Source organism: Paenibacillus shenyangensis (assembly GCF_000346635.1).
Taxonomy (GTDB): Bacteria; Bacillota; Bacilli; order Paenibacillales; family Paenibacillaceae; genus Saccharibacillus; species Saccharibacillus dauci.
The window spans coordinates 68719-94698 of record NZ_AOIG01000008.1 but is presented as its reverse complement, the minus strand read 5'-3'; the positions used below and the strand labels follow the sequence as shown (position 1 = coordinate 94698).

At 43.6% G+C, this 25980-nt stretch carries 22 protein-coding genes and 1 pseudogene; 16 read left to right on the top strand and 7 right to left on the bottom strand.

The features are described 5' to 3' along the window. Positions 1–207 precede the first annotated feature (207 nt). Positions 208–843 carry a flagellar brake protein gene (locus H065_RS0107140; RefSeq protein WP_081604072.1) on the top strand — a complete coding sequence of 212 codons (636 nt, stop codon included), beginning with the start codon at positions 208–210 and terminating at the stop codon, positions 841–843. A gap of 505 nt (positions 844–1348) precedes the next feature. After that, the gene (locus tag H065_RS0107135) at positions 1349–1798 is read left to right on the top strand and encodes a C40 family peptidase (protein WP_017812344.1); all 450 of its coding nucleotides are present in this window, start codon (positions 1349–1351) and stop codon (positions 1796–1798) included. Between the two features lie 196 nt (positions 1799–1994). On the opposite strand, the gene H065_RS0107130 is transcribed toward H065_RS0107135, so the two are convergent. Together H065_RS0107130 and H065_RS0107125 are read right to left on the bottom strand one after the other, a co-directional pair. Next, positions 1995–4610 (bottom strand): FAD-dependent oxidoreductase, encoded by a 2616-nt coding sequence (locus tag H065_RS0107130; RefSeq protein ID WP_017812343.1) that lies wholly within the window; start codon positions 4608–4610, stop codon positions 1995–1997. Position 4611: 1 nt separating this feature from the next. Further along, entirely contained in the window at positions 4612–4914 is a 303-nt protein-coding gene (locus H065_RS0107125) for an ArsR/SmtB family transcription factor (RefSeq protein ID WP_017812342.1), read from the bottom strand. Positions 4915–5206: 292 nt separating this feature from the next. Here H065_RS0107125 and H065_RS0107120 point away from each other — a divergent pair, with 292 nt between their 5' ends. From H065_RS0107120 to H065_RS0107090, 7 genes are all read left to right on the top strand, one after another. Beyond that, entirely contained in the window at positions 5207–5602 is a 396-nt protein-coding gene (locus H065_RS0107120; RefSeq protein ID WP_017812341.1) for a hypothetical protein, read from the top strand. A gap of 217 nt (positions 5603–5819) precedes the next feature. After that, entirely contained in the window at positions 5820–6050 is a 231-nt protein-coding gene (locus H065_RS0107115; RefSeq protein ID WP_017812340.1) for a DUF896 domain-containing protein, read from the top strand. Positions 6051–6293: 243 nt separating this feature from the next. After that, a complete protein-coding gene (locus H065_RS0107110) occupies positions 6294–6872 on the top strand; it encodes a TetR/AcrR family transcriptional regulator (protein ID WP_017812339.1) in 579 nt (192 codons plus the stop codon). 113 nt (positions 6873–6985) lie between these two features. Next, positions 6986–10147 carry a bifunctional cytochrome P450/NADPH--P450 reductase gene (locus H065_RS0107105; protein WP_017812338.1) on the top strand — a complete coding sequence of 1054 codons (3162 nt, stop codon included), beginning with the start codon at positions 6986–6988 and terminating at the stop codon, positions 10145–10147. 420 nt (positions 10148–10567) lie between these two features. Further along, the gene (locus H065_RS0107100) at positions 10568–10855 is read left to right on the top strand and encodes a hypothetical protein (RefSeq protein WP_026136085.1); all 288 of its coding nucleotides are present in this window, start codon (positions 10568–10570) and stop codon (positions 10853–10855) included. 22 nt (positions 10856–10877) lie between these two features. Then, complete coding sequence (locus H065_RS0107095; RefSeq protein ID WP_017812336.1) at positions 10878–11672, top strand: prolipoprotein diacylglyceryl transferase; 795 nt, start codon at positions 10878–10880, stop codon at positions 11670–11672. Between the two features lie 81 nt (positions 11673–11753). Then, complete coding sequence (locus H065_RS0107090) at positions 11754–13166, top strand: radical SAM protein (protein WP_017812335.1); 1413 nt, start codon at positions 11754–11756, stop codon at positions 13164–13166. A 191-nt stretch (positions 13167–13357) separates the two neighbouring features. On the opposite strand, the gene H065_RS0107085 is transcribed toward H065_RS0107090, so the two are convergent. Next, entirely contained in the window at positions 13358–13561 is a 204-nt protein-coding gene (locus H065_RS0107085) for a hypothetical protein (RefSeq protein ID WP_017812334.1), read from the bottom strand. A 202-nt stretch (positions 13562–13763) separates the two neighbouring features. Between H065_RS0107085 and H065_RS25450 the strand changes: the two genes are divergently transcribed. The 3 genes from H065_RS25450 to H065_RS25445 all read left to right on the top strand — a co-directional run bounded on the left by H065_RS25450 (position 13764) and on the right by H065_RS25445 (position 15516). Beyond that, complete coding sequence (locus H065_RS25450) at positions 13764–14267, top strand: DUF7832 domain-containing protein (protein ID WP_017812333.1); 504 nt, start codon at positions 13764–13766, stop codon at positions 14265–14267. Between the two features lie 187 nt (positions 14268–14454). Further along, on the top strand, positions 14455–14973 hold the full coding sequence (locus H065_RS0107075) for an SMI1/KNR4 family protein (protein WP_017812332.1): 519 nt from the start codon (positions 14455–14457) through the stop codon (positions 14971–14973). A gap of 138 nt (positions 14974–15111) precedes the next feature. Continuing rightward, positions 15112–15516 (top strand): YxiJ family protein, encoded by a 405-nt coding sequence (locus H065_RS25445; protein WP_017812331.1) that lies wholly within the window; start codon positions 15112–15114, stop codon positions 15514–15516. A gap of 168 nt (positions 15517–15684) precedes the next feature. Here the strand turns inward: H065_RS25445 and H065_RS0107065 are convergent, their stop codons facing one another. After that, complete coding sequence (locus H065_RS0107065; protein ID WP_238557913.1) at positions 15685–16752, bottom strand: hypothetical protein; 1068 nt, start codon at positions 16750–16752, stop codon at positions 15685–15687. A 294-nt stretch (positions 16753–17046) separates the two neighbouring features. On the opposite strand from H065_RS0107065, the gene H065_RS0107060 reads away from it, so the two are divergent. The 3 genes from H065_RS0107060 (at position 17047) to H065_RS0107050 (ending at position 20454) form a co-directional block, all read left to right on the top strand. Next, positions 17047–18246, top strand: coding sequence for a GTP-binding protein (locus H065_RS0107060; protein WP_017812329.1), 1200 nt, complete (start codon positions 17047–17049; stop codon positions 18244–18246). 77 nt (positions 18247–18323) lie between these two features. Further along, a complete protein-coding gene (locus H065_RS0107055; protein WP_017812328.1) occupies positions 18324–19535 on the top strand; it encodes a GTP-binding protein in 1212 nt (403 codons plus the stop codon). Positions 19536–19620: 85 nt separating this feature from the next. After that, complete coding sequence (locus H065_RS0107050) at positions 19621–20454, top strand: AAA family ATPase (RefSeq protein ID WP_017812327.1); 834 nt, start codon at positions 19621–19623, stop codon at positions 20452–20454. Between the two features lie 80 nt (positions 20455–20534). Here H065_RS0107050 and H065_RS0107045 read toward each other — a convergent pair whose 3' ends face one another. Then, positions 20535–21002, bottom strand: a complete 468-nt coding sequence (locus H065_RS0107045) for a hypothetical protein (RefSeq protein WP_017812326.1) — start codon at positions 21000–21002, stop codon at positions 20535–20537. A 108-nt stretch (positions 21003–21110) separates the two neighbouring features. Between H065_RS0107045 and H065_RS0107040 the strand changes: the two genes are divergently transcribed. Further along, positions 21111–21569, top strand: coding sequence for a DUF6678 family protein (locus H065_RS0107040; RefSeq protein ID WP_017812325.1), 459 nt, complete (start codon positions 21111–21113; stop codon positions 21567–21569). 77 nt (positions 21570–21646) lie between these two features. Here H065_RS0107040 and H065_RS0107035 read toward each other — a convergent pair whose 3' ends face one another. Next, positions 21647–23206, bottom strand: coding sequence for a PD40 domain-containing protein (locus H065_RS0107035; protein ID WP_017812324.1), 1560 nt, complete (start codon positions 23204–23206; stop codon positions 21647–21649). 334 nt (positions 23207–23540) lie between these two features. Next, positions 23541–25295: pseudogene (locus H065_RS0107030) on the bottom strand (alpha-amylase family glycosyl hydrolase); the annotation flags it as partial. Between the last annotated feature and the right edge of the window lie 685 nt (positions 25296–25980).

Here is a 25980-nt window from a genome sequence, read left to right as displayed (position 1 = left end):
TTTGTTCTATTTATAGGTCTATTGTGTTATTATATTGATAAAAGGGTAACTAAATACCTGAATCGATCTGCTTATAGAATTACCCTGAGCATAGAGAGAATAGATTTACTTGATTGTTAAACTTATAAAATAATATGAAATCGGCATTACCCCATACAACAACTGCATCAGGATAGGCGGTTGGCTAATCGGATAGAAGGAGAATAGATGATGAAGATCGCGAACTATGTTTTTGTTAATCAATACCTGGATGTACAGGACAATGAAGGCAATATGATGGTGGGACGTGTAGAGACAGTCGATGAGCAGGCGATTGTACTGAGCGACATTACCCGCAAAGAAAAACTGGTATTAAGCGAGATGATCAAACGGGATGTATTTGTCTTTTTTGTGGGCAATGACAAGCTAAAGTATCAGTTCCAGACCCGGATGGAGCGTATCGAAGGAGAGCCGCTCAAGATCAAGTTGCATGCTCCCGATCCTGCCGATATTATCAAAATTCAAAATCGTGATTATTTGCGCATCGGCTCTTCGGTACGCTGTGATCTGAAAGTAGAAGAGGAACCAGAGCAGCAATTGGAGATTTATACCCATGATATTAGTGGTGGCGGATTGTCCTTTTACACCCGTACACCTGTCGAACATGACAAGTACTCCGGTACCATGTATCTCTATAAGGGAGAGAATGAAATCTCACTGCCTTTCAAAGCGGATTTGGTATACATGAATGAACTGGATGCCGGACGTTACAAGGTAGCCCTTCAATACAGCGATATCAAGGAACAGCATCGCAATCATATCATTCGCTACGCGATTCAGGAGCAGGTAAAAGTACGGAAATAACCAATATTAAAAATGCTGTTCCGTAAGATTATTTCTTCGATAACCTACCAGAGAGCATGATAGTCAGATCTATCAACAGTATGAATTAAATAAAAATAAACAAAAAGTCTGGTCCTTGAGATCAGGCTTTTTGTTTATTTATGCTACTTTAACAGCAAGTAATGCAGTATACATAATAGTCATTAAGTTACATCGAAGAAGATGTAGACTATAATCCCGGGTGTAGAAATAATGAATATGCATCTTATGTATCAGAAATGCGTCAATGCCATTATAAATGAACAAATTGCGACGGTATTTGACAAAAGATAGGTAAATGATTTATGGTGTTAAAGGTTACAAAAATTTAATAAATGATTCTAATGTCGTCCGTTTGTTTAAATTATTAAGTTTGCACCGCGGGTCCTTACTATAAAGGGAATTTGTTTACATAGATAGAGAGCTCAGATTACCCCTGGACAGAGGTTGAAGCAACTCCGCAAGCACCGAAGGGAGAAGTATTTGTTTGAAGAAAATGATATTGTCTCTGCTGGCTGCCTCCATTATTTGCACAGCAAATCCAGCCGGCGCGTCTGCAAGTTCGCCAACATTCAAAAGTGAAATTAAAACAGAAGCCAGCAAGGTGATCGGTACTCCTTATGTGCTTGGAGGAACCAGTACACGAGGATTTGATTGTTCCGGATTCACCCGTTATGTATATAAGAAATTAAATAAGACTCTGCCGCGTACAGCCAGACAACAGGCGAGGATCGGCAAACCTGTAGCCAAAGGCAACCTGTCTGTAGGCGATCTTGTCTTCTTTAATACGATGGGCAGAGGAATCTCCCATGTCGCTATCTATATCGGTCATAACAAAATCATTCATGCAGCCAGCAGCAGCGGCGTAACCATCAGCAGTCTGTCCCAGTCCTACTATGCCAAACGTTATGTTACGGCTAGACGGGTCGTCAAATAAAGCACAACTAAGTATCCGCTTGTTCTATAGTAGACGCTGCATATACCAAAACGTGGAATTCATTTCTGTAACATTTACAGAGAATGGATTCCACGTTTTTTTGATTTGAATGTTGTTTGTTGATTTTATTAGTGTAGCAAACACTCGTTAAAGTTCATTGCAGAAGAGTAGCTGCGCTTATGAAGATCAGTATTCGTTAAATAAACAGATTATGCGAAGCTTGATCGGCCTGACCAAGATAGTAGCCTACACCGCCGATTTTGACATTATCGATTAATTCCTCGTGCTGAATACCCATCACATCCATCGACATTTGACAGGCTACCATTTCCACGCCAAGAGAGGTAGCACTCTGGATCAGCTCTTCCAGTGAAAGTACATTTTTCTGCTGCATAATACCACGGATCATGCGTGGCCCCATACCCAGCATATTCATGCGGGATAGCCCTAGTTGACGGCTACTTCCCGGCATCATAGCGCCGAACATACGACTGATCAGATTTTTGCGTACCGGGGTAGCTGGCTGTCTGCGCAACACGCTGAGACCCCAGAAAGTAAAGAACATCGTAACCTTGCGCCCGCTAGCAGCAGCACCGGTAGCAATAATAAAGGAAGCAATCGCTTTGTCCAGATCCCCGCTAAAGATAACCATAGTACTTGCAGGTTGGCCCGAAGGATCTTCAGTCATAGAGTGCTGAGATGCTGAGTGCTGCTCCTCCTGATGAAGGACCGGTTGCTCCGCCTTGCGCAGCAGAGCGGTAATAGTTCCTCCATTGCCACGACTAATCTCCAGCAGCGGATGATGGGACATGGTAGCCCATGACTGTATGTCTTCATAAAAACCGGGATCGGATGCTACGACTCGCAGCGTATCACCATTTTGCAGCTCGTCTATTTTATGCTTGACCTGAATCAGCGGCCCCGGACAGCTAAGACCACAGACATTCAATTCGACAGAAGCAGGCAGATGATTGGTAACTTCAGAAGAATGTAGAGGTAGAGTAGAGAATTCAGTCACAGATAGATGATTGATGACAGATGAGTCAGTTGCAGGTGTATGGAGCTGAACGACATTATCCATCTTTTGCGTAGACTGATGATCATCTGCAGGTGCAAGCAGATGGCGCGCTGGGTCTTGATCGGGAAATGGTGGAGCCGGATGCATCAGCTTATAGGTTTTATAGCCGCCACTGAGATTTTTCACCTGATAACCATGCTGCGCCAGAATTCGTGCTGCTGTATAACCGCGTAGCCCAACCTGACAATAAACCCAGATTTCCTTAGCTGTATCCAATTCGCCAAGACGTGAACGCAGTTCATCGACAGGAATCGAGATAGAACCAGGGATATGACCATTCTGGTGTTCAATATCCGTCCGTACATCTACCAGCAGTGAATGCTCTGAATGACGGGAAGGGATATCAGCATAGGTGAAATTCTGTACATGACCATTCACAATATTCTGGGCAGCATATCCAGCCATATTCACCGGGTCCTTGGCTGAAGAATACGGTGGTGCATAGCTCAGCTCCAGTTCGGTCAGATCATGGATTGTACCGTTCAGACGGATTGCTACAGAAATATCGTCAATTCGCTTGTCTACGCCTTCGTAACCAACAGCCTGTGCACCGAGGATATGTCCTTCCGGTGTGAATAAAAGCTTGATGGTCAGTGCAGTAGCACCCGGATAATAAGAGGCATGAGAGCTTGGATGCACAATAGTTGTCTGATACGGGACACCCATTCGTTGCAAAGTTTTTTCATTGCTGCCGGTAGCTGCACCGGTCAGACCGAATACTTTGATAATGGAAGTACCCTGTGTCCCTTTGTAGGTAGAATCCAGTCCACCCAGCCGATCAGCGATAATCCGGCCTTGCTTGTTTGCCGGTCCTGCCAGCGGGATGGTAACAGGAATCTGATGAATATAATCCTGAACTTCAATCGCATCGCCTGCTGCATGGATATGTGGTACACTGGTCTCCAGTTTGTCATTCACTATAATATGTCCGCGCGCGCCCAGCTTAATCCCGCTATCTGTGAGAAACCCGGTATCCGGTGCTACACCTACAGCGAGAATTACCAGGTCACTTTGCAGCTCCTGACCACTGCCTAGCTCTACAATAATGCCCTCTGCAGCTTCCCGAAAAGCGGTGACCCTCTGCGAGAATAACAACTGTACACCATGCTGCTGCATTTCCTGAGCGAGAGAAGCCGCGATCTCCGGATCGAATGGAGTCAGCAGCTGGGCATTGCCTTCAATCAATGTAACGTCCAGACCAGCTTCCCGCAGATTTTCGGCCATTTCCACGCCAATAAATCCGCCGCCTATAACGATTGATGATACGTTGTTAGATGAACTTATTTGCTTTTTGATCCGATCTATATCGGGAATATTGCGGACGGTATGGATCAGTGGATGATCAACGCCGGGAATAGGAGGAATAACCGGTCTTGCGCCGGAAGAGAGAATCAGTTCATCATAACTCTCGGTATATTCGCCGCGTTCGGTACTGCGGATATGGACTACCTGTAGCTCCGGATCGACCGATGTCACCTCGCTATCCGTTCGTACATCAATTCGAAAGCGGTCCGCCATACCCTGGGGAGTCTGTACAAGCAGCCGTTCTCGGTCAGTAATTGTTCCACCGATATAATAAGGCAATCCACAGTTGGCAAATGAAATATAAGGTCCTTTTTCCAACATGATAATATCTGCATGCTCATCCAGTCGGCGGAGCCGGGCAGCTGCAGAAGCACCGCCGGCTACCCCTCCAACAATAATAATTTTGCGGTTATGATTTTTGTTTTCCATATTATTCTTCCTCTCCGAAAAAGACGGTAATCAGCTGTTCAACCCGCTCATCTGCGATAATATAATTTACTTCCAGACCACTGCGTTCTGTTGTGACAATACCTGCACTGCGCAGCTTTTGCAGATGCTGCGATACAGTAGACTGTGGTAGGTCAAGACATTCCTGCATATAGGACACATTGCATTTCTTTTTGCGCAGCAAGCCGCGTACAATACAGAGACGTACGGGATGAGAGAGTGCCTTGAGCACTTCGGCAGGCTCCTCATACTTTTTCCAATCCTGTATATTAAAAGCAGAATTCATAATGGTGCCTCCTAATTTAATTTTGATAACGTACAGTATGTTAAATTAAAAAGTAGAGAATGATAATAATCAAAATCATTATATCGTAATATTACGTTATATCGATTTATTGGTCAATATTTATTTTGTTCCAGAAAAAGGATACACTATTTCTGATATGAATAGGTAAACATGCAGAATTTGTAAACAGGAGTGATTGATAAGAGCAATATACAAGTATAAAACAAGGAATTAGCACGCGTACATAGCCGACAGGAAGCAACTTAATGTTAAGGGAAAAGGAGAATACAAAATGGGGAAATGGATCGATTATGCACTTGGATTTTGTATTTTAGTCATGTCATTTCGTCTCTATCGCAGTACAGGGGACATTTATTTGCTTTGGCAGGGGCTTGCGATCAGTCTATTAGCGCTTCATCTGATTGTCTATTACAGACAGGAGAAGAATGAGTCCAATCAAGCATTATCTCCAGCTACATCCAGTGTAAAGCGTAGATTGGGAATGAATCAAAAATGGATGCTCACCGGTATAGCGGTGATGATGATCAGTATCGCTATATTCTATATAAGTGAGAAGTATCAACTATCTGCTGTATTATCGTGGGGAGCTCTGACTATTCAGCTGATCGTAACTTGTATAGCAGGATGGTATGCCTTCCATAAAAGAAACGGACAAATGAATAAATAGCCAAAGTGACATTTATAATTCAGCATATCATAAGGAAAAAACACGATAAGTAAAGGGGGTTGCATTTATAAGAATATGTGTTATACTAAAAATATCTTAAATATGAGATATACAATTTAAGACTAATTAAAAAATCTATATTATCCAAGCAAGTTAATTAAATCGCACAAACCAAAATAATGCAGCAAAAAGCTGCCATAACAACGGAGGTATTATGATGATCCAAAGCTTAAACCGTATTAATGAACTGGCACAAAAACAACGTGAACACGGTCTGAACGATGTAGAAAAAGAAGAACAGCGTGTACTGCGTCAGGAGTATCTGCGTGAGATTCGTGGACAGGTACTTAGCACATTTTCCCAATTGACTGTTGTCGATGCTATGGGTAATGATGTTACTCCTGAAAAACTCCGCGCCGAAAAAGAAAAAGGATTTATCATTGATTAAAATATGACTTCTCATTTAGCTCATCCGCTAACTGATCATGGTCATTTTCATTCCAGGCATCCCTGAAAGCCGTATGGATACACCGCAAGGTGCAATACATACAGATACAGGGATGCTTTTTTTGTTGTTTGGAATTTGCAATAGTACGTTTAGGTACTTCTATAGAAGGTTATAAGACACAAAGTCCAACTTTTAATGATACCAACAGAATGTTATTTCAAACCGATTTAAAGAGGTGAATGCATGAACAAAACGCTGGATAAAAGGACACAGATTGTTGAAGCATCACTCGCGCTATTTGCCGAAAGAGGTTTTGACGGGACAACCGTACCCGAGATTGCCCAGCGGGCAAATGTAGGCGCAGGTACCATTTACCGATATTTCTCCAGCAAAGAAGCGCTGGTTAATGCATTATTCCAGGATCGGCTGGCAAAACTGCATCAGGCATTTGAACAAGACTTTCCGGGAAGCAGTGATTCGAGAGCACAGTTCCATCATATTATGAGCAGACTGGCCCGATTTGCCGAAACGGATCTGAATGCGCTGCACTTTATTGATACGCATTATTATTTCAGATTATTGGATGAACAGAGCCTGAAGATTTATCGGGAGCTGTTCGACTTACTGGATCGATTTATCTTGAGTGGACAGCAACAGGGGATGATCAAGGATATACCTGCTCATACGCTAATTCTGATGGTGTTTGGTGCATTTCTTGGAATGTACAAACAGAGAATGACTTCTATCACGATGGCAGATGAAGACGTTTTGCTCCGTCAGGTAGATCAGTGCTGCTGGGATCTGATCGCTGTCCATATTTGAAATAGCAACTCCATTTGATATATCATTATCGTCATATCAAATTTCATCTTAAACGGAATGAATATTCATTCCGCATCATAATTGCTTCATATTCAGACAGGAGGAGATTAATAATGTCTACAATTCCACAGCCCAAAACGTTCGGTCCACTCGGTAATCTACCGCTCATTGATGCGGAGCATCCGGTGGAAAGTGTAATGAGTCTGCTTGAGGAATATGGTTCGCTGATTCGTCTGGGATTCCCTGACCGCGAAGAGATTTATACCTCCGATCCCGATCTGGTTAAAGAGCTATCGGATGAGTCCAAATTTGATAAAAATGTATGGAGTCCACTGCAGCGTGTACGTCCCTTTGCCGGGGATGGTCTGTTCACCAGCTGGACAAATGAACCAAACTGGGGCAAAGCCCATCGTCTTCTGATGCCAAGCTTCAGTCAGCGTGCCATGCAGGATTACCATGACAAGATGGTCGATATCGCCGTACAACTCGTGCAGAAATGGTCCCGGTTGAATCGGGATGAAATGGTTGAAGTTCCTGACGATATGACTCGTCTCACTCTGGATACAATCGGCTTATGTGCGTTCAATTATCGATTCAACAGCTTTTACAGCCAGGAACCCCATCCTTTTGTAGAAAGTATGGTCGAGGCACTGGATGAGGCAATGAATCAGGGGCATCGACTGGAAATTCAGAACAAACTGGCGCTACACAAAAAGCGCGAATTCCAGAAAAATATAGATTATATGTTTGAAGTGGCTGATGGGCTAATCCAGCAGCGCAAAGAAAACGGCGATCATGGAGAAAATGATCTGCTCAGCCGAATGTTAAACGGAATTGATCCTGAGACCGGTGATCAATTACCGGATGAGAATATTCGCTACCAGATGATTACTTTCCTGATTGCCGGTCATGAGACAACAAGCGGACTCCTGTCATTTGCACTGTATTTCTTGATCAATAACCCTGATAAGCTGGAAAAGGCCCGCGCTGAAGTGGATCGTGTTCTGGCTGACCCGGTGCCGGGCTACAAGCAGGTACGTGATCTCAAATATATTCGTATGATTCTGAGAGAAGCACTGCGGCTGTGGCCGACAGCTCCTGCTTTTTCCCGAATGGCCAAGGAAGATACAATGCTGGCAGGCCAATATCCACTAAAAAAAGGTCAGAGCGTCAATATTATTACTCCATCACTACACCGGAACAAAGAGATTTGGGGAGAAAATGCTGAAGCTTTTGAACCGGAGCGGTTTGAAGATGAATCACAGATTCCCGAGCATGCATACAAACCATTCGGACACGGAATGCGTGCCTGTATTGGACAGCAATTTGCCATGTATGAGGCTACACTGGTACTCGGTATGCTGGTGAAGCATTTTGAGTTTGAGGATTCCGAGCAGTATCAACTGAAAATCCGGGAGACGCTGACACTGAAGCCCGACGGATTCCGTATTAAGGTGCATCCACGTACAGCTCGTGTTGCTGTCGCTATTCCAGGCACCGAAGGCAGTAAACAACAACAAGAACCAGAAGTTTCGGAGGCAGTCCAGAAGCATGATACACCGCTGCTCGCTCTTTATGGTTCGAATCTGGGTACAGCAGAAGCAGTTGCAAGAGAACTGGAAGAAGGAGGGGAAACGTACGGATTTGAGACAACGGCTGCGCCGCTCGATGATTATGCAGGTAACCTGCCACAAGAAGGCGTGCTCATGATCGTAGCTTCTTCGTATAATGGACAGCCGACCAGCAATGCCGAGAAATTCGTTAACTGGTTGCAAAATGCCGATGATAATAGCTGCCAGGGTATAAAGTATGTTGTATTTGGCTGTGGAGATCATAACTGGGCCAGTACGTACCAGCGAATTCCCAAGCTGATCGATGAGCTGCTGGAGCAGAAGGGAGCTGAACGTATTTTCCGACGTGGCGAAGGGGATGCGAGCGGGGACTTTGAGATGCAGCTCGATGAATGGAGAAGCGAGCTGTGGCCCGAGCTGTTCAAAGTGTTCCATGTAGAAATCAATGAACAAGAGCTCAAAAAGGAAAATGCTATCCAGATAGAATTTGTCAACTCACCGGTCGGAAGTCCACTGGTACGTAGCTATAATGCACTGGAATGCGAGATTCTGGAAGCTTATGAACTACAGAAGCCGGATAGTGGACGTAGTACACTGCATCTGGAGATTGCCCTGCCGCAGGGCGAGAGCTACCATGAAGGGGATCATATGGGCATTATTCCACGTAATCCTCAATCATTGGTACAACGCGTACTGCGCCGGTTCCGTATGGATGGGGGCGAACGTATCCAGATTATCGGTAAAGGCAGCAGCGCCGCTTATCTACCGCTGGATCGTCCGGTATCGATTATGGAATTGTTGACCCTGAGCGTAGAACTGCAGGATGTAGCTACCCGTGCTCAGATTCGGGCGATGGCAGACAATAACCAGTGTCCGCCGCATCGCAAGGAACTGGAGGCGCTGCTGGAGAACGAGACTTATCATCGTGAGATTTTAGAGAAGCGGATTACCCTGCTGGATCTGATGGAAGATTATATGTCCTGCGAGATGCCTTTTGAGCAATTCCTGGGACTGCTGCCTGCGCTGAAGCCGCGTTATTATTCGATTTCCAGTTCACCTGCTATGCAGCCGGATCGTGCCAGCATTACAGTGAGCGTAGTAGCCGGACCTGCACGTAGCGGGAAAGGAGAGTTCTATGGCATTGCAACCAGCTACTTGTCCGAACTCCAAAAGGGCGATACCGTACTTATGTTTATCCGTTCGCCGCGTTCGGGATTTGATTTGCCGGAAGATCCGCAGACACCGATCATCATGGTAGGGCCTGGTACCGGTGTAGCACCTTTCCGTGGATTCTTGCAGCTGCGTCACCATCTGCAAGAACAGGGAACCGAGCTTGGGGAAGCCAGACTATATTTTGGCTGCCGTACACCGGATAAGGATTATTTGTACAAGGATGAGCTGGAGCGTTATGCGGATGAAGGCATAGTGAAGCTGTATACTGCCTTTTCCCGCCAGCATCCGGATCACAAGCAGTATGTACAGGATACGATGCGTGAACATGCAGAGGAACTGATCCATCTGCTTGATCAGGGAGCCAAGCTGTATATTTGCGGAGATGGCAACAAGATGGCACCGGATGTAGAACAGGCACTCCAGGAAATGTACTGTCAGGTGCATCAGGTGAGTGCTGACGAAGCTGAAGAGTGGCTCGGTCAACTGCAGCAGAATGGACGTTACGTGAAAGACGTCTGGACAGGTATCTAATTCGTTCATTTTCATTATATAGTTGATTAATTACAAACAGATAGCAGTATAAACTATTTATCTATGCACTTCTGATTCTCCGTCCGTATCTTCTTTGCAGATAAGCGGATCGGAGTCAGGAGTGCTTTTTTTGCTTTTTAATTGCTGTTAACAATAGTTAATTATAATGAAGATCCTGCGACTCTATTCTCTACTATACTATGTATGGGTTTGTCTTCGAGCTAATCCCACCAGGATGTTTACTCTTTTACATAATTAGATGAGATGCCGGAACGGAGATACAATGCTCGGCATTCTTTGGAATGGACTGAATAAAAAGACGCAATCTACTCGATAGTCTGATATATTGTTCGCAATGAAAGCTGGTCGAAATAATAGAGAGCGTATACAATGGAAACAAATGCCGATGGAGGTGGCAAGATGGAAAATTTTTATTGTAAAAATCATAAAGATCGAATCGCAGTTCACCAGTGCTCCCGCTGCAGCAAGGCACTATGCGAAGAGTGTTACAGTCCCGAATTGGATGCCTGCCGGGTCAATTGTGATGCGGATATACCTATCATTCCGCGTTTTCAGCCTCCGGATCCTGATCGGGAGCGGCCCAAGTTTAACTGGTTCTTACAAGTAATAGTACCGCTCCTGGCAGCGATAGGTGGTCTGGTGCTGCTGCTTGCGGCAATATGCGGAGCCATGCTGATGGGCGTATAGACAAAAAAGAAGGGAGAGCGTCATGGAGTTTCCGTTTTATCTACATATTGGTTCATGGCGGATTCATCCCCATGTGCTGTTCGAGACACTATCCTATTTTATCGGATTTCGTGTATATCTATGGACACGTCGTCCAAGCCAGATGAGCAAGCTGGTGAGTCTGCAGATTCTGGCTGGAACGATCCTGGGAGCAGCACTGGGAGCCAAGCTGTTGTTCTGGTTTGAGAATCCTGTGGCTACCTGGGAGCAGCTGAGTCAGGGACATTTTCTCTGGGGAGGGAAGACGATTGTCGGCGGCCTGCTGGGTGGTCTGATCGGAGTGGAATTGACCAAACGCATGGTCGGATGGAAAAGCTCAACCGGAGATGACTTTGTCTATCCGCTGATCCTCGGGATAGCGATAGGACGAATCGGCTGTTTTTTGACTGGACTGGACGATCATACATACGGGATCGCAACCACCTGGATCACCGGTGTCAATTTTGGCGATGGCATTATGCGTCATCCGACACAGTTGTACGAGATTGCTTTTCTGATCCTGCTGGCAGTGCTGCTGATTCCGCTGTACCGTCAGAGCCGTGGACAGATTGCAGGAGCCTCCGGTACTTACATATCCGGGAGAATGTTTCAGTGGTTCATGGCAGGATATTTACTGTTCCGCTTTGGTATTGAATTTATCAAGCCGACGCTGCATCCTTACCTTGGACTGAATAATATTCAGCTCGCCTGCCTGGCGGGACTGCTCTATTATGGATGGCTTCTTTTTGGTAAAGGACCCCAGCAGCGAACCGCAGTAACTGCGGATTACCAAGGATAATAGTACAAAGACAGGCAGGCAGATGAAATTTGCTATATCGCTTATTCCTACATATTTTATTCAGACAAAAGGAGCAATCCAATGCCCAAAAATCGTCCTTATCTCTATCATGAATTGACGAATAGTATCTGTTCCACCTGCTATCGCAAAGCAGAAGCCAAGATTATTGAAGAAAACGGCCGCATATATATGGTCAAACGTTGCCTGGTGCATGGACCGGAAAAGGTACTGATCTCGACCGATGTAGAGTATTACCATCGTACCCGTGAATTCGTCAAACCATCCGAAATGCCGCAGATCTGGAATACTCCTATCAAATATGGTTGTCCTTATGACTGTGGACTCTGTCCGGATCATGAGCAGCATAGCTGCCTGACCCTGCTGGAGATTACGGATCACTGTAATATGAAATGTCCGATCTGTTTTGCCGAATCTTCACCGCATCGTACCTCGTATCGCTCGCTGGAACAGATTGCATTTATGTTGGACCGAATTGTGGAGAATGAAGGAGAACCGGATATTGTCCAGATCAGTGGCGGAGAGCCGACGACCCACCCGGACTTTTTCGAGATTCTGGAGATGTGCAAAAGCCGTCCCATCAAGCATATTATGCTGAACACCAATGGTGTCCGGATAGCCCAGGATCGTGAATTCACCAGACGACTGGCGAGTTATATGCCGGGGTTCGAGATCTATTTGCAGTTTGACAGCTTCGAAGCATCGGTACTCAAGGAGCTGCGCGGTGCAGATGTACGGCGGATTCGCGAGGATGCGATTCGTCATCTGAATGAATTCAATCTGTCGACTACACTGGTCGTTACCCTCAAAAAAGGGCTGAATGATCACGAGATCGGCAAAATTATCCAGTATGGATTAAAACAGCGTGCTGTGCGCGGCGTCACTATTCAGCCTATTCAGGCTGCCGGTCGCCTGGAAGGCTATGATCCGTCAACAGATCGTTTGACCGTCAGCGAAGTACGCCAGATGATTATTGATCAGTCGGGCGTATTCAATGAAAATGATATTTTGCCGGTGCCTTGTCATCCCGACTGTCTGGCAATGGGCTATGCACTGAAGCTGGGCAAGCAGGTACTGCCATTGACCCGCATGATCGAGCCTGAAGTGCTACTGGAGGGAGACAGCAATACTATTGTATTCGAGAATGACCCGGTGATCCGTGGCAAGCTATTTGAACTACTATCAACAGGTCATTCGCCGATATCTTCGGCATTGTCGCTGAAAAGTCTGCTCTGCTGCCTGCCGCTGGCGGCGGTACCCAAGCAGATTAACTATGATAATGTATTCCGCGTAATCATTATGCAGTTCCTGGATGCATATAATTTTGACGTCCGATCGGTGAAAAAGTCCTGCGTGCATATCGTACATCCCGATGGACGTATTATTCCATTTGACACATATAATCTGTTCTACCGGGATGACAAAGAGCAGCTGCTGGAAGAACGCAAACGCGAGATTGTAACAGCGTGGGAGTAAAGACGTATGAATGAAGTACAAGCAAGTAAATGAGATAAAGCAGAATAATTTGAAGTAAAAGAGAGCAGTTGAACATACAATTAGGAAAAGAGTAAGAAATGTAGAAAACCTGAAATGAACATAGAAGATGAAGCAAAAAGGAGCATAACGCCATGATAGCGCTATGCTCCTTTTTGCCTAAATGAATTGGCTTATGCTTTGTATTCATTGTTTTTGGTGAGCAGCACGGTCAGTACCAGAGAAAGGATCACAATGAACGCGATCGCTACCAGCTGAACCACATTTTCAATACGGACAGGTAAATCGATATGCGCAAAGATCAAGTCGCGCAGTATGTAGTAGAAAATCTGTAATAGTGCTATAAAGACCAGGGTTTTGACGATCCATGATTGCATAGTATGTCGGATAATATCACCTTTTTGCTGTTTATTTTAGTTCTAAAGTGGATGTGATATAGACATTTTAACATAGCTGTACTACATGATACATTCTACGGAAAAGCTGAAAATGGTACGGTTCCAAAGATCCAGTGCTGAACCAATAAATACAAGGTAAAATAATTATATATTATATCCTGATAAAGGAGCTCTATTAACTATGAATACTTTTGATGACAAAAATCACTCCACCCCTATTAATAATCGGATGAAGCCACATACATATGACAAAGCCAAATGGCATTATGACGGTGAATTTCCAGAAGAGTTGGACCAATTCCAGGGATTTATACCGTTTGGAATGCTGATCGGCTGGTTTATCGAACATAAAATGATAGATGAAAAAGTTGAAGCAATACATGACGAAGACCTGCTACTAGTCAGACAAGGTAAAATGTCTGGTGCCCAGTTCTACGAGAGAAATATAGGCGGGACTTTTAATTCGCGAGATCTAACAGAAGAAGGCAACGCTTTTGCGAAGTATTATACAGATGCAGACAAGGAAGAAAATTACTTTCTGGATTATGCTTACGTATTGGCAGAGAATTTGCCCAGTGAGTATCATGTTCAAGATAATGCAGACAATTACCAAAAGATCAGTGAAGTTATCTCTTATCGGTACGATAACTGGAAATCAACAAAATCGCGTAACGAAGCTAATTGAGAAATGAACCTGTCTTTGGTTTTGAGGAGAAGCTTTTGGTGACAACTTTATTTACCTAAATTCAAAATTTCAACATATGAAAAATTCATAATAGAAAAACCAAAATCATGAAAAAAGAAATTATAATTTCTATTGTCCATAATATCAACATTATTTTCGCAGGTAAGAAAGGAGTTCAACTATCCATATGACACAGGCAGCACAGTTATGGCAGAAACTTATCACACGGGCAATCGCGAGAGAAAGTAGTACAGAAGAAAATCTACAGCTTTTGCCTGGAGTAGAGGGACAGGATTGGAGTCGACTCGCAGAAAGTATCAAGGCAGAGATTCCCGCGGAACTGAAGGCATTCTATCAGGTATATGGCGGGCAGCGGGATGAGATTGGCGTTACTCCTTTGGTACGTAATCTGACTCTGCTATCGCTTGATTCGATCCTGGAGCAGTGGCAGTTTCTAAATGAAGAGGTGGATCAGGATGAAATGGAGGTAGATAACGGACCGGGAATCAAGCCGACCCTATGGAGTCCCGCCTGGATTCCATTAGCAACCAATGGAGCAGGAGATTATCTCTGTCTCGATACCGATCCGGATATCGGAGGCACGTATGGACAGGTGCTGTATTACTGGCATGACTGGGAGAATCGTTCTGTCGAAGCAGAGAGTTGGTTTGCATTTATCGAGTTGTGTTTGACGGAAGAAGAGTAGGCTAGCAAGATATTTGGAGAGGGATGTCAGCATGGTTAGAGTAGAAATCTCTATTATTGAATGTAATGCCGAACTTTGTAAGAGGATGGAAAAAGAAAAATAATTCGTATCAGGTCATGAATGACCAGGTGATTAAAGATGAGTAAAGAGAATGTACTGGCAGAGATTCAGCGTTTGTATATAGAGGAATATGAGACAATGGCATTGTACGAGGAATGGAACTGGCTTCAACAGGAATTTGCCGAAGAATTCCGGCGGTATGCAGCTAACGATGTCATTAACGCGGACTTTGACACCTATGAGTCGCTTATCGTTGGGCTGGCGAGTCGCCGGACAATGGAGCGATTGGGTGATGCACTGGAGCGGTATACGTACAAAATGTGGCTGGACAAGTCGTTTTATGATCGCTATCCGCAGTATAGGTTTTTGGAAAAATATGATCTTTCAGGGTATCCGAAGATATACAAAACGATGATTACATTGGATCGAATACGGATGAAACTGCGTGAGCTTATTCGGCTATTAGACTCCAATGTGACATGAAAAAAGATTAATCTAAAATTAGAATATTGACGACTGATTGCTATAATATGAATCTCTAAAAAAGTGCCTTACAGATAACCATCTGTAAGGCACTTATATAACTATTGATATCAAAGTTATTAGAATTAGAGAAATGGCTGTTTTTATAATACTTATCTAAACTAGTTATCAACCGTACCGTAAATCTTCCAGAAGCATCTCATACACTTCAATCACTAATCTATCATCTTCGAACTGAAGCGCTTTTTCTAGTATAGGCAGAACGTCTTTCCCTAAATTTAATATCTCCGTATAAGCCAAATAATCGCTTTTATTACAATGGTAGAGAATACTTTCCTCTAAATTATATGCATTATTTTTAATTTCGCCTATCCAGTAATTTAACTGATCTTCAACACGGCGTATAGCTTGCTGACTTCTAACTTGCTCAATTTCTATATCGTATTTCTCTTCTTCTGGCTTAGCCAGATAAATTCGGTCGATGGAATTACTTTTGCGAGCTAGTGTGGTCCATGTTAGAATCTCGCCACCTTCCCCATTGGACGAGCATACATATGCAATAAAGTCATCCGTCTGATCCAGTTGTTTCAAATCGGTTTGCAATCTTTCTAGTGCTCTAATGGCCACAGCGTACATACCATCGTAATTCATTAAGATGGCATCTATAATAGTGATCGAATCTGTATCAAGCTGCTGAAGTTGTTGGCGTTTGTCGGGAGTCAATTCAGTTGGAGGGTTATTCATATACTCCTCATGATCATTAATTTGCTCATTTAATTGACGATAGGCATCCAGCGCAGTGTCAATTTCATCGCCCAGATCGTCTAGCCTAAATGGAAAAGCACCCGCAGCAAATTTCATTTGTATTTGGACCTGTTCCAATGAGCGATTATACAATTCATTACCGGTCTCTTTATAGCTTTTTGTATAATCATTAAAATAATGCTGGCTGACTTGCTGCCAGTATGAATGGTTATTCAAATAAAGAAGATACATTCCGTTACTGCTGTCTACAAAAATAGAAAAAGTATATACTGCCTGATTATGATTGGAAGCTGCAAACTTTTGAATATTTTGCCGACATCCCTGATACAGCATTTCTTCGATATTTGCCATAGTATAATGTATGCCATTTACATCTTCTAGTGAATCGGTTAGCAGATACTCTTCTGGCGTAACAATATAGTATTGACCAATGCCTTTATGCTCCTTTTGCCCATCCAGTAATCGTCCCATCTCTATTTCATAGAGTCCCATACAAGTTCCAACCTTCTCAACGTAGTATGTAGCTTTATATAGTTCTTTCTTATTATATATTACGGTTCTTTGGAATTATACAGTTGACAAAATACATAATAATCATATAAATTGTTATTTAATCGTAATTATTACTATTAAGTGAAAAGATAATTAAGATATGATTGCCAACAATCTTTTACAAAGCAGAGTACATTTATCCCAAATACATCTTATCTACTGTACTCAGTGTAATAATGGTATACATCAATACAAAACCCAAGGAGAATCAACATGACTATAAAACAATTACCAGTAACAGTACTCAGCGGCTATCTCGGCGCAGGCAAGACCACAGTGTTGAATCACGTGCTGAATAATCGTCAGGGACTAAAAGTAGCCGTTATTGTAAACGATATGAGCGAGGTTAATATTGATGCAGCACTCGTCAAGGAACAGGGAACATTATCGCGTACAGAAGAAAAACTGGTCGAAATGTCCAACGGCTGTATCTGCTGTACTCTGCGTGACGATCTGCTGCAGGAAGTGCAGAAGCTGGCGCTGGAAGGACGATTTGATTATATTTTGATTGAATCGACAGGTATTAGTGAACCTGTACCGATTGCGCAGACATTTACGTATGCCAATGAAGAACTGGGGATTGACCTGACCGGGCTGGCGCGGCTGGACTGCATGGTAACTGTCGTAGATGCCAACCGTTTCTGGCATGATTATGAATCCGGAGAGACATTATTGGATCGTAACCAGGCGACAGATAACGAAGATACCCGTGATGTTGTCGATCTGCTGATCGACCAGATTGAGACTTGTGATGTACTACTGCTGAACAAGTGCGATCTCGTAGATCCAGAGGAACTGGAGCAATTGGAACAGGTTATTCGCCAGCTGCAGCCGACAGCACGTATTATTCGCATAACAAATGGACAGGTTAATCCGTCAGCTATTTTAAACACCGGGTTGTTCGATTTTGAGAAAACAAGTCAATCAGCAGGCTGGATTCGTGAATTGGAGCTGGAAGAGCATACACCGGAGACCGAAGAGTATGGAATCAGTTCCTTTGTCTATCGTCGGCGGGCTCCTTTTCACCCGGAGCGTCTCGCTGAATATATGAGCTACTGGCCGGAACAGGTCGTACGTGCCAAAGGTCTGGTCTGGCTCGCCGCCGACGGAGACCTCGCTGCGAGTCTCAGTCAGGCAGGACCATCCATACAGTTCGGGCCAGCAGGTCAATGGGTTGCTGCACTGCCGTCAGAGGAACAGCAGACTATTCTGGCAGAAGAGCCGGATGTGCGTGAGCGCTGGGATGAACGTTGGGGAGACCGATTGACTGAGCTGGTCATGATCGGGATTGATATGAACCGGATGGAACTGGAGACAGAGCTGGATGAATGTCTGTTAAATGACGAAGAGCTGGAGCAGGACTGGAGCACATTTACCAACCCACTGCCATGGCCGGTACAGGTTCAACAGTAGATCAGCATATTTTACAAAAAAGCTTTCTAGGTCATAATCTATAATCGTAATAATTACGTATAAAGGTGGTCGGTAATATGACAACTATGAACATAGAAAACAACGTAGATGAGCGGATTCCGGTAACCGTACTTAGCGGTTATCTGGGTGCAGGCAAGACGACAATTATGAATCATGTGCTCAATAACCAAGAAGGGCTGCGGGTTGCTGTAATCGTTAATGATCTGGGTGAAGTGAATATCGATGCTGATTTGATTCGGGATGGGGGCGGATTGTCGCGTACCGATGAGAAGCTGGTCGAGATGTCTAATGGTTGCATCTGCTGTACTCTACGTGAAGATCTACTTGTGGAAGTCGAGAAGCTTGCCAGGGAAAAGCGATTTGATTACATCCTGATCGAATCGACCGGGATCGGTGAGCCGGTGCCTGTCGCACAGACCTTTACTTATGTGGATGAGGAGAATGGGATTGATCTGACTCGATTGACCCGGCTGGATACAATGGTCACGGTTGTCGATGCACCGCAGTTCTGGCAGGATTATTATTCACGCGAGACCCTGCTTGATCGTGGGCAGGCAGCAGGTGAAGAGGATATGCGTGGTATCGTACATCTGCTAACTGACCAGGTAGAATTCTGTGATGTGCTAATCATCAACAAAGTCGATCTGGTCAATGCAGCCGAACTGGAACGTCTGGAAAAGGCACTCCATGCTCTGCAGCCGGATGCTCGGTTGATTCACTCCACATATGGACAGGTGAATCCGGCAGATATTTTGAATACCGGACGTTTTGATTTCGAAAAGGCGAGCCAATCGGCGGGCTGGATTCAGGAATTGCTCAAAGAACAACATACCCCGGAGACCGAAGAATATGGAATCAACTCTTTTGTATATCGCCGGAAAATTCCTTTTCATCCAGAACGGTTACTTCACTGGGTGACTCATTATCCGAATACGATCGTTCGCTCCAAAGGGCTGATCTGGCTGGCAACGCGTAATCATATGGCGATCAGTTTCAGTCATGCGGGCACTTCCAAACAATTGTCACCGGCAGGATTGTGGGTAGCTGCACTCAGTCAGGAGGAGTTGGATGTACACTTTAACGGAGAAGTGCCCAGAACGCCCGATTGGGATGAGCAGTGGGGAGACCGTGTAACCAAGCTTGTATTTATCGGAGTAGAGATGGATCGCGCAGCGATTGAACGGAGTCTGGATGAAGCACTGCTTACAACGGAAGAGATGAATTCCAGCTGGCGCAATCTGAATGATCCACTTCCTTCATTTAGATAGTCTGACTTCACCGCATATAGATAATCCGGCTACTTTTACAAATCAATCACTATCCCTATACATGATAAGGAGTGCTTAACCCCCTATGAGCAAGAATAGACGTAATTATGGCAAAATGCCGCTAACCAAAGGGATTGAGATGGCTTCGGTCTATAGTGTCAAAGAATGCGGACACCGTGCCAGGCATATTGTGCTGTCACCCGAGAACAAGATGATCACCAGCGAATTTCTGAAAATTATCGATATGAAAGACAAATTTGTGATCCATGATGTACCTGTACCCAACAAGATCATGATGTTCGGTCCGCCAGGAACAGGCAAGACATTGACAGCCTTTCATCTGGCGCATCAGTTGGAGCTACCTCTTGTTACCGTCCGTCTGGATGCATTGATTCATGCGCATCTCGGTGAGACAGGCAGCAATGTACGCAGAATTTTTGAATATGCGCGTCTGGAGCCCTGTGTGTTATTTATGGATGAATTCGATGCGGTCGCCCGTACACGGGATAATAATGACGAGGTCAAAGAAATGGCACGTGTAGTGAATACACTACTGCAATGTCTCGATGAATTCCCAGAACATTGTATTTTTATTGCAGCCACCAATCTGGAGACTGAACTGGATAATGCGATCTGGCGGAGATTTGATACCAAGATGGTGTATGGCAATCCGGCGGCCGAGCTGCGGCTGGAGTATATTCGCCGGTTATGTGATGAATTTCCATGCGAGTCAGGATTGCATGACTGGGCAAGCCAAAAGATGGAGGGATGCAGCTACGCGGATATGGAGCAGATTATTCTAAAAGCCAAACGCAAAGCGATTATTGATGATACGCTGCTCTCCCGTCTGCTGATTGAGCTGTCTATTCAGGAGTATCGTCCGTATCATCTGATCGCTGCTGCACATAATGAGATATAAAGGCCAAGCTTTGCAAAAGGAAACCTATGGATCTTGCTGCATCTGGGTTGAATGGATGTAGCTTGACGGTTCGTTACAGTCTACTGGATCGGCTGCAACTTGAAATTGGTACCATCGAGCTGGATTAGCAGATTCTGTGCAGTCATATATTCAAAAAGCTGAATGACCGAGTGGAAATCAGCCGGTTTGAGACGACGTACCAGCACCTGTGCTGCCGGAAGATGCTGCAAAAAGTGACTGAAAAATCCTGCGTCGATCCAGCTATTATCATGAATGCGTACTTCAATAGGCAGACCGCTATCACTTTTGAAAAGACAGTGTTCTCCATGGGGATCGATATTCCAGTACTGGCCTTTATACCAGATTGGCTTCAGGTCATCTTGTTCAATAACATTTTCGAAACGGGAAACTTTTTGTTCTATAGACATGTTCTGATTGCATTTTGCTGTCAACAGCGACTCGAATAGTTGTCTGGCCATTCGTGTATAAAGTTCTGTAAACCGGATCGTCTCCTGGACAATCTCCGGTGTATATGGATCGGTAATCATGCTGTGGTGCCTCCTGTAGTTTCAACTATACGTGTGACTGATCCACCATTATACCATGCGATGCTATAATAGGGGGATAAGGATATCAGGACAGGAGATATTAGACCAATGGAATATGACAAATACAAGATAAAAGTCCAAAAGGAAGTCGAACGCCGGGGCTTGACTTCGGTTCTTAACGATACGCGCTGGAACCGGCTGCTGCAGGGGATTTATAAACGGTTACCTTTTGCTCCACCTTTTCAGATGAAGGATGTGTTGGAGGAACTGCCATACCCGGAGTATTTTGAACAGGATGTAAATTATAATGGAGACTGGCATGCCGCTATTGGAGATATGTCGGATGATGCTCGGTTTACCCCCTTGCAAAATCCGGCTTTGCGCATCAAACCCAGACGTCTCGAGTATCAGGGACGTCTGGTTGAGTCGCGTCTGCTTGATATAGAGCAGGAATTTGTTACACTACTGAGGGAAGAACGCATCCCCTATGTCAAAAAAGGCAATGATTACTGGATCTATGGGTATGCGACTGCAGAGCAATTTGCCGAGATTCATATGGATTCATAGATTAAAGTGATTTAAGAATTGTATTTATATTCAATCCAAAATATTGAATTTATAATGTGCTGTAATTGAAAATAAAATCATTTATCTGTATTTTCAAGAAAAACAGCTATGCTTCGACTATAAGCCATTTTCAATCCAATCGGTTCTAGTTGGCGAACAGGAATAAACCAATTGTCACCGAGTGATTCCAGAGATTTTTTGCTCACCGTCATTATATGTCCATTACGCTCCAATCGAATATCAGCCAGTTCCATTGTCACTTGAGTTCCAGTTTGCGCTGCAAGATCAGTAAGAGGAACATAAATATTACCGTTTTTGCGGAAAGAACCATGTCTGCTATAGCGAATATATTTATTATTCACAAGTACTGGAACCGGTAATTCAAGACTAAATAGATGATCGTATTTAAAATTATCGTAATGATCCGCATCACGGATAGTCAGACTATCATACCCGGCGGTAACAGCGGTACCAGTTAGAAGGTCATGGTAGACATCTCTGTAATCTCCGGGCCGTGAAGTTTCATACTTAATACGCAGCAAAGTATTGCTATCAAAGATAAGTCGGTACACTCCAAGGCCGTAATCTGGCTTGATTTTGCTTACCAGACTCATATCTTTGGTATTATACACATATACTGTGAAATCGAGTTTGCGCATATGCTCACCAAGGATTTCGGTAGCAAATGCAATGCTTTTGCCATCTGGAGAAAATACGGGTGAGGCATAAGTAAAAATACGGCCCTTGGTATTTAGGATCACTTTTTTGCTACTGCCTTTAATCCAAGTCACACGAGCAGCATTTTGTTTATTCGGTGTTGTGTAATATTCCAGCTTCAACTTGCCACCATTTCCATGTAAATATCGGATAGTAGCCCCTGATTTTTCAACTTCCTCATATTTGATTTGCACAGGTGTAAGCTTGCCATGAGACTGAACTTTATAATTTTGAATCCGCTCATTATCTTTGTTTAGAGTAGATATAATATAGTCGGTATGCTGACAGCCTGAGGTGCATGAAGCTTTTAGCTGATCGACAGTTTCAATCGCACTATACGCGCCTTTTGTAAACAGGGGCTTCATTGTATCAAGAGAGTAAGTATGTAAATGTACCTCATTATTTAAATAATCATGTACTTGATAAAGCTGCAATTGAGGTAAAATAGTAATCCATGTTGCTTCTTGGTATTCTGCCATTTTAGTCAGGCTACCTGTAGTCAAATCGAATCGGTATAATGCTTCCCCTCCATCGCCAGGAATAATACCTTCTGTAGGCAAACTGGCATATGCACGCAATTGACTGGATGAGCCATCAATAACTCCATGAATCTCGGAAATATTACCATTCAGCTTTTGTTTGGGATTCAACGAAGAATCCTCAAAAGCGTAATTCACTCTAGTTCGCGCACCAGTATCAAAATCAGACTGAATGACAGTAATATCAATATGAGCATTGTTGTTTACATACTGGGTAAAATCGAATATGACTTCATAACGCGTTCGATCGGAACTGGGAAATACAATCTGGTCGGCTGCAACAGCAAAAGAAGCAGGAAACAAAGTGCACCCGAGCAGAATAAAAGCGATTAAAATTTTGATAGAACCGATAGAAGGTTTGTTTAAGCTGAATATCCTCAAAAAATCTCCACCTTTATGTATAGTTCGTTAGTTAAAACGATATTTGCATTTGTTTATTATATGATTCTTTAGGACTATAAGTAAATGTATAAATAGATTCTAAAGTCCTTTAAAGTAGGCGCGTGTTTGAATACGAATCAAATTACAGGAAAATTATCATGAAGTAACAAAGCAGGAATGAATCGAATTTGCAGCAGATTAAGGATATAGCGACGTTTAATATGCAAAAAGAGAGCCTGCTAATGAGCAGCTCTCTTTTTGTGATTTTTTTGGAAACGATAGCCATCCTGTCTCTAGCTCCATCTCCTCAAAAGATAATCAAATCAACAAATATTTACTTCGTCAGGATTTTTACTTCTTTTGGTCCCAACGTTACATTGATAGAACCACCATTAACGGTTACAGAATCGGTACCCATCTGATTTTTCAGTACAGTTCCATTGCCGAAGTTATCCAGGTTCGGAATCGTGCGTGTTTCATTGCCCCATGAGTTGTTGATCAGCACAACCACTTCATCGGTACCACTGGAGCGTTGATAGGCATAGAATGTATTGTCGACCCATTTCTCTTTTTGCGAACCGTTTTGCAGAGCCGGGTGGCTGTTGCGGATTGCGTTGACTTTAGCGATATATTTGTACAGTTCATTGTTGGTATCAAACTTCATGTCTTCACGGTTGGCTGGATCGTCACCACCATTGAAGCCTTGTTCGGTACCTTGATACACAATCGGAATACCACGTGAGGTCAGCAGGAAGCCAAGAGCAGCCTTGAGCTGAGGCCATTTGTCGGAACTGGCGCCCGGTTTGCCGGTTGCTTCATTCAGGAAACGCTTCACATCATGGTTATCGAGGAATGTACCATTCAGATTAGGATTTTTGTAACGTGAATCCTGAGTGTAGCGTTCTTTGATCAGATTCATGGAGCCATCTTTGGCAAATACATCACGCATTGTGTAATACATTGGGAAGTCCAGTACCGCATCCAGATAGTTACTGTAGTCGCCTACATAGACAGGATCACCATGGAATATTTCACCAATAGTGAATGTATTAACCGCAGTATCAAAGTCTTTCAGGAACCATTTTGGTACATGCTTGGCTGTATCGACACGCAAGCCGTCTACATTGGATTGCTGGATGATCCATTTCCCCCAATTTTTCAGTTCGGTGGCAACTGCCGGACTCTCCTGCTTCAGATCGTCGAGACTGGCTACATCACCATTCTCGATACGGGATTGATTATTGGAGTTGTAGTCATTTTGAGTAATCTCACCGGCATTGTGATACCAGTCTGGTTTGTCGAATGGTGCTTTGGCTGTGCCATTGCCTGGCAGGAAATCACCGGTATGGTTAACCACGACATCCAGCATAACAGCGATGTTTTTACTATGAGCTGTTTTGACAAGCTCCTGGAATTTGGCCATGTTACCCAGATGACCATCTACAGAGTAGAAGTCATACGTGTGATAGCCATGATAAGCAGCTACGCTTTTTTGCATCGTTACTGGAGTGATCCAGATCGCAGTGAAGCCCATGTTTTTGATATAGTCCAGGCGGTTGATAATCCCTTGGAAGTCGCCGCCATGCCACTGAATCGGCTGGCTTTTGTTGGAGTTGAAGCCACCGTAGTTATCATTGCTTGTATCGCCATTATCAAAGCGATCCGTCATGATAAAGTAGATACTGCGCTTGCTCCAGTCCACCGGTCCAAAATTGTCTGCTGGCGGTGGTGTCGTCGGATCAGTTGGTGGAGGTGTTACCGTACCGCCTGGTGCACCGGCAGTAATAGTACCGGGAGCACTGTTAGCGCCTGGCACATAGGTGGAAGTACCAGTGTTGAAGAAATAATTTTTAGAACCGTTATTATCCCATGTTCCGGTACCGTTATTGAATACCGCTTCCAATTTGGAATACGTACCAATGTTAATCGTTGTTTTGGCATAGCCGCTAATCTCGGCATCGGTCATCTTCACTCCAGGTGCTGCCGTCCAGTTACCGTCAGCCTGACGATAATGTATGTACGGAGTGGCAAAGCCCTTTTTGTAATACACGGTAACTGAATTATCTGCCGCATTTGTCGTAGAACCACCGACAGCAGATAGCAGCGAGACGAGCAGCAGCATCGCAAACAAAAGAGATGCCCACTTTTTGAACTTCATTTTACCAGGTAACAAATAAATCAATCCTCCTTGATATAATGTTGTGCAAACGTTTACGCAACTTATTATAAGATAACGATTACAAAATTGGAATAAGGAAGATATATAAAGATCTGGATGGAAATTACTTCAGAGAAAGATACTAAACTATGTAAATCAATATAATAATACTACTTCTAAATAGCTATATATCTAATGGTAAATCAGGAAAAAGAAAATAGCGAAATAGCACGATTTAAATCGTATTAAATCAGATATTAATAACAGAAGGAAGAAGTGGATGTGGATATATGATTCTATTTTATATACTGATATTTTGATGAAGATCCTTATTAAAGAATAAAGGAAGATATAATATTAGCGAGTATAAGTTCAATAAAATGAAAATAGTATACGGTTGCTAGGAATCAAAGTCCGAGAATAATTAGTGAAATGGTTTGCACATATCAATGATTTATTATGTAAATAATTAAGTATATAATCCTAAAGATGTGAATTGAATAATCGATAGATAGTTGTATTGGACAATTGGAGAACAGTTATCCTGATCTATTTCAAGCTTATTAAAATAAAGTACATAATTCAGTTGCATAATCAAAACGAAACGAAGCAAAAG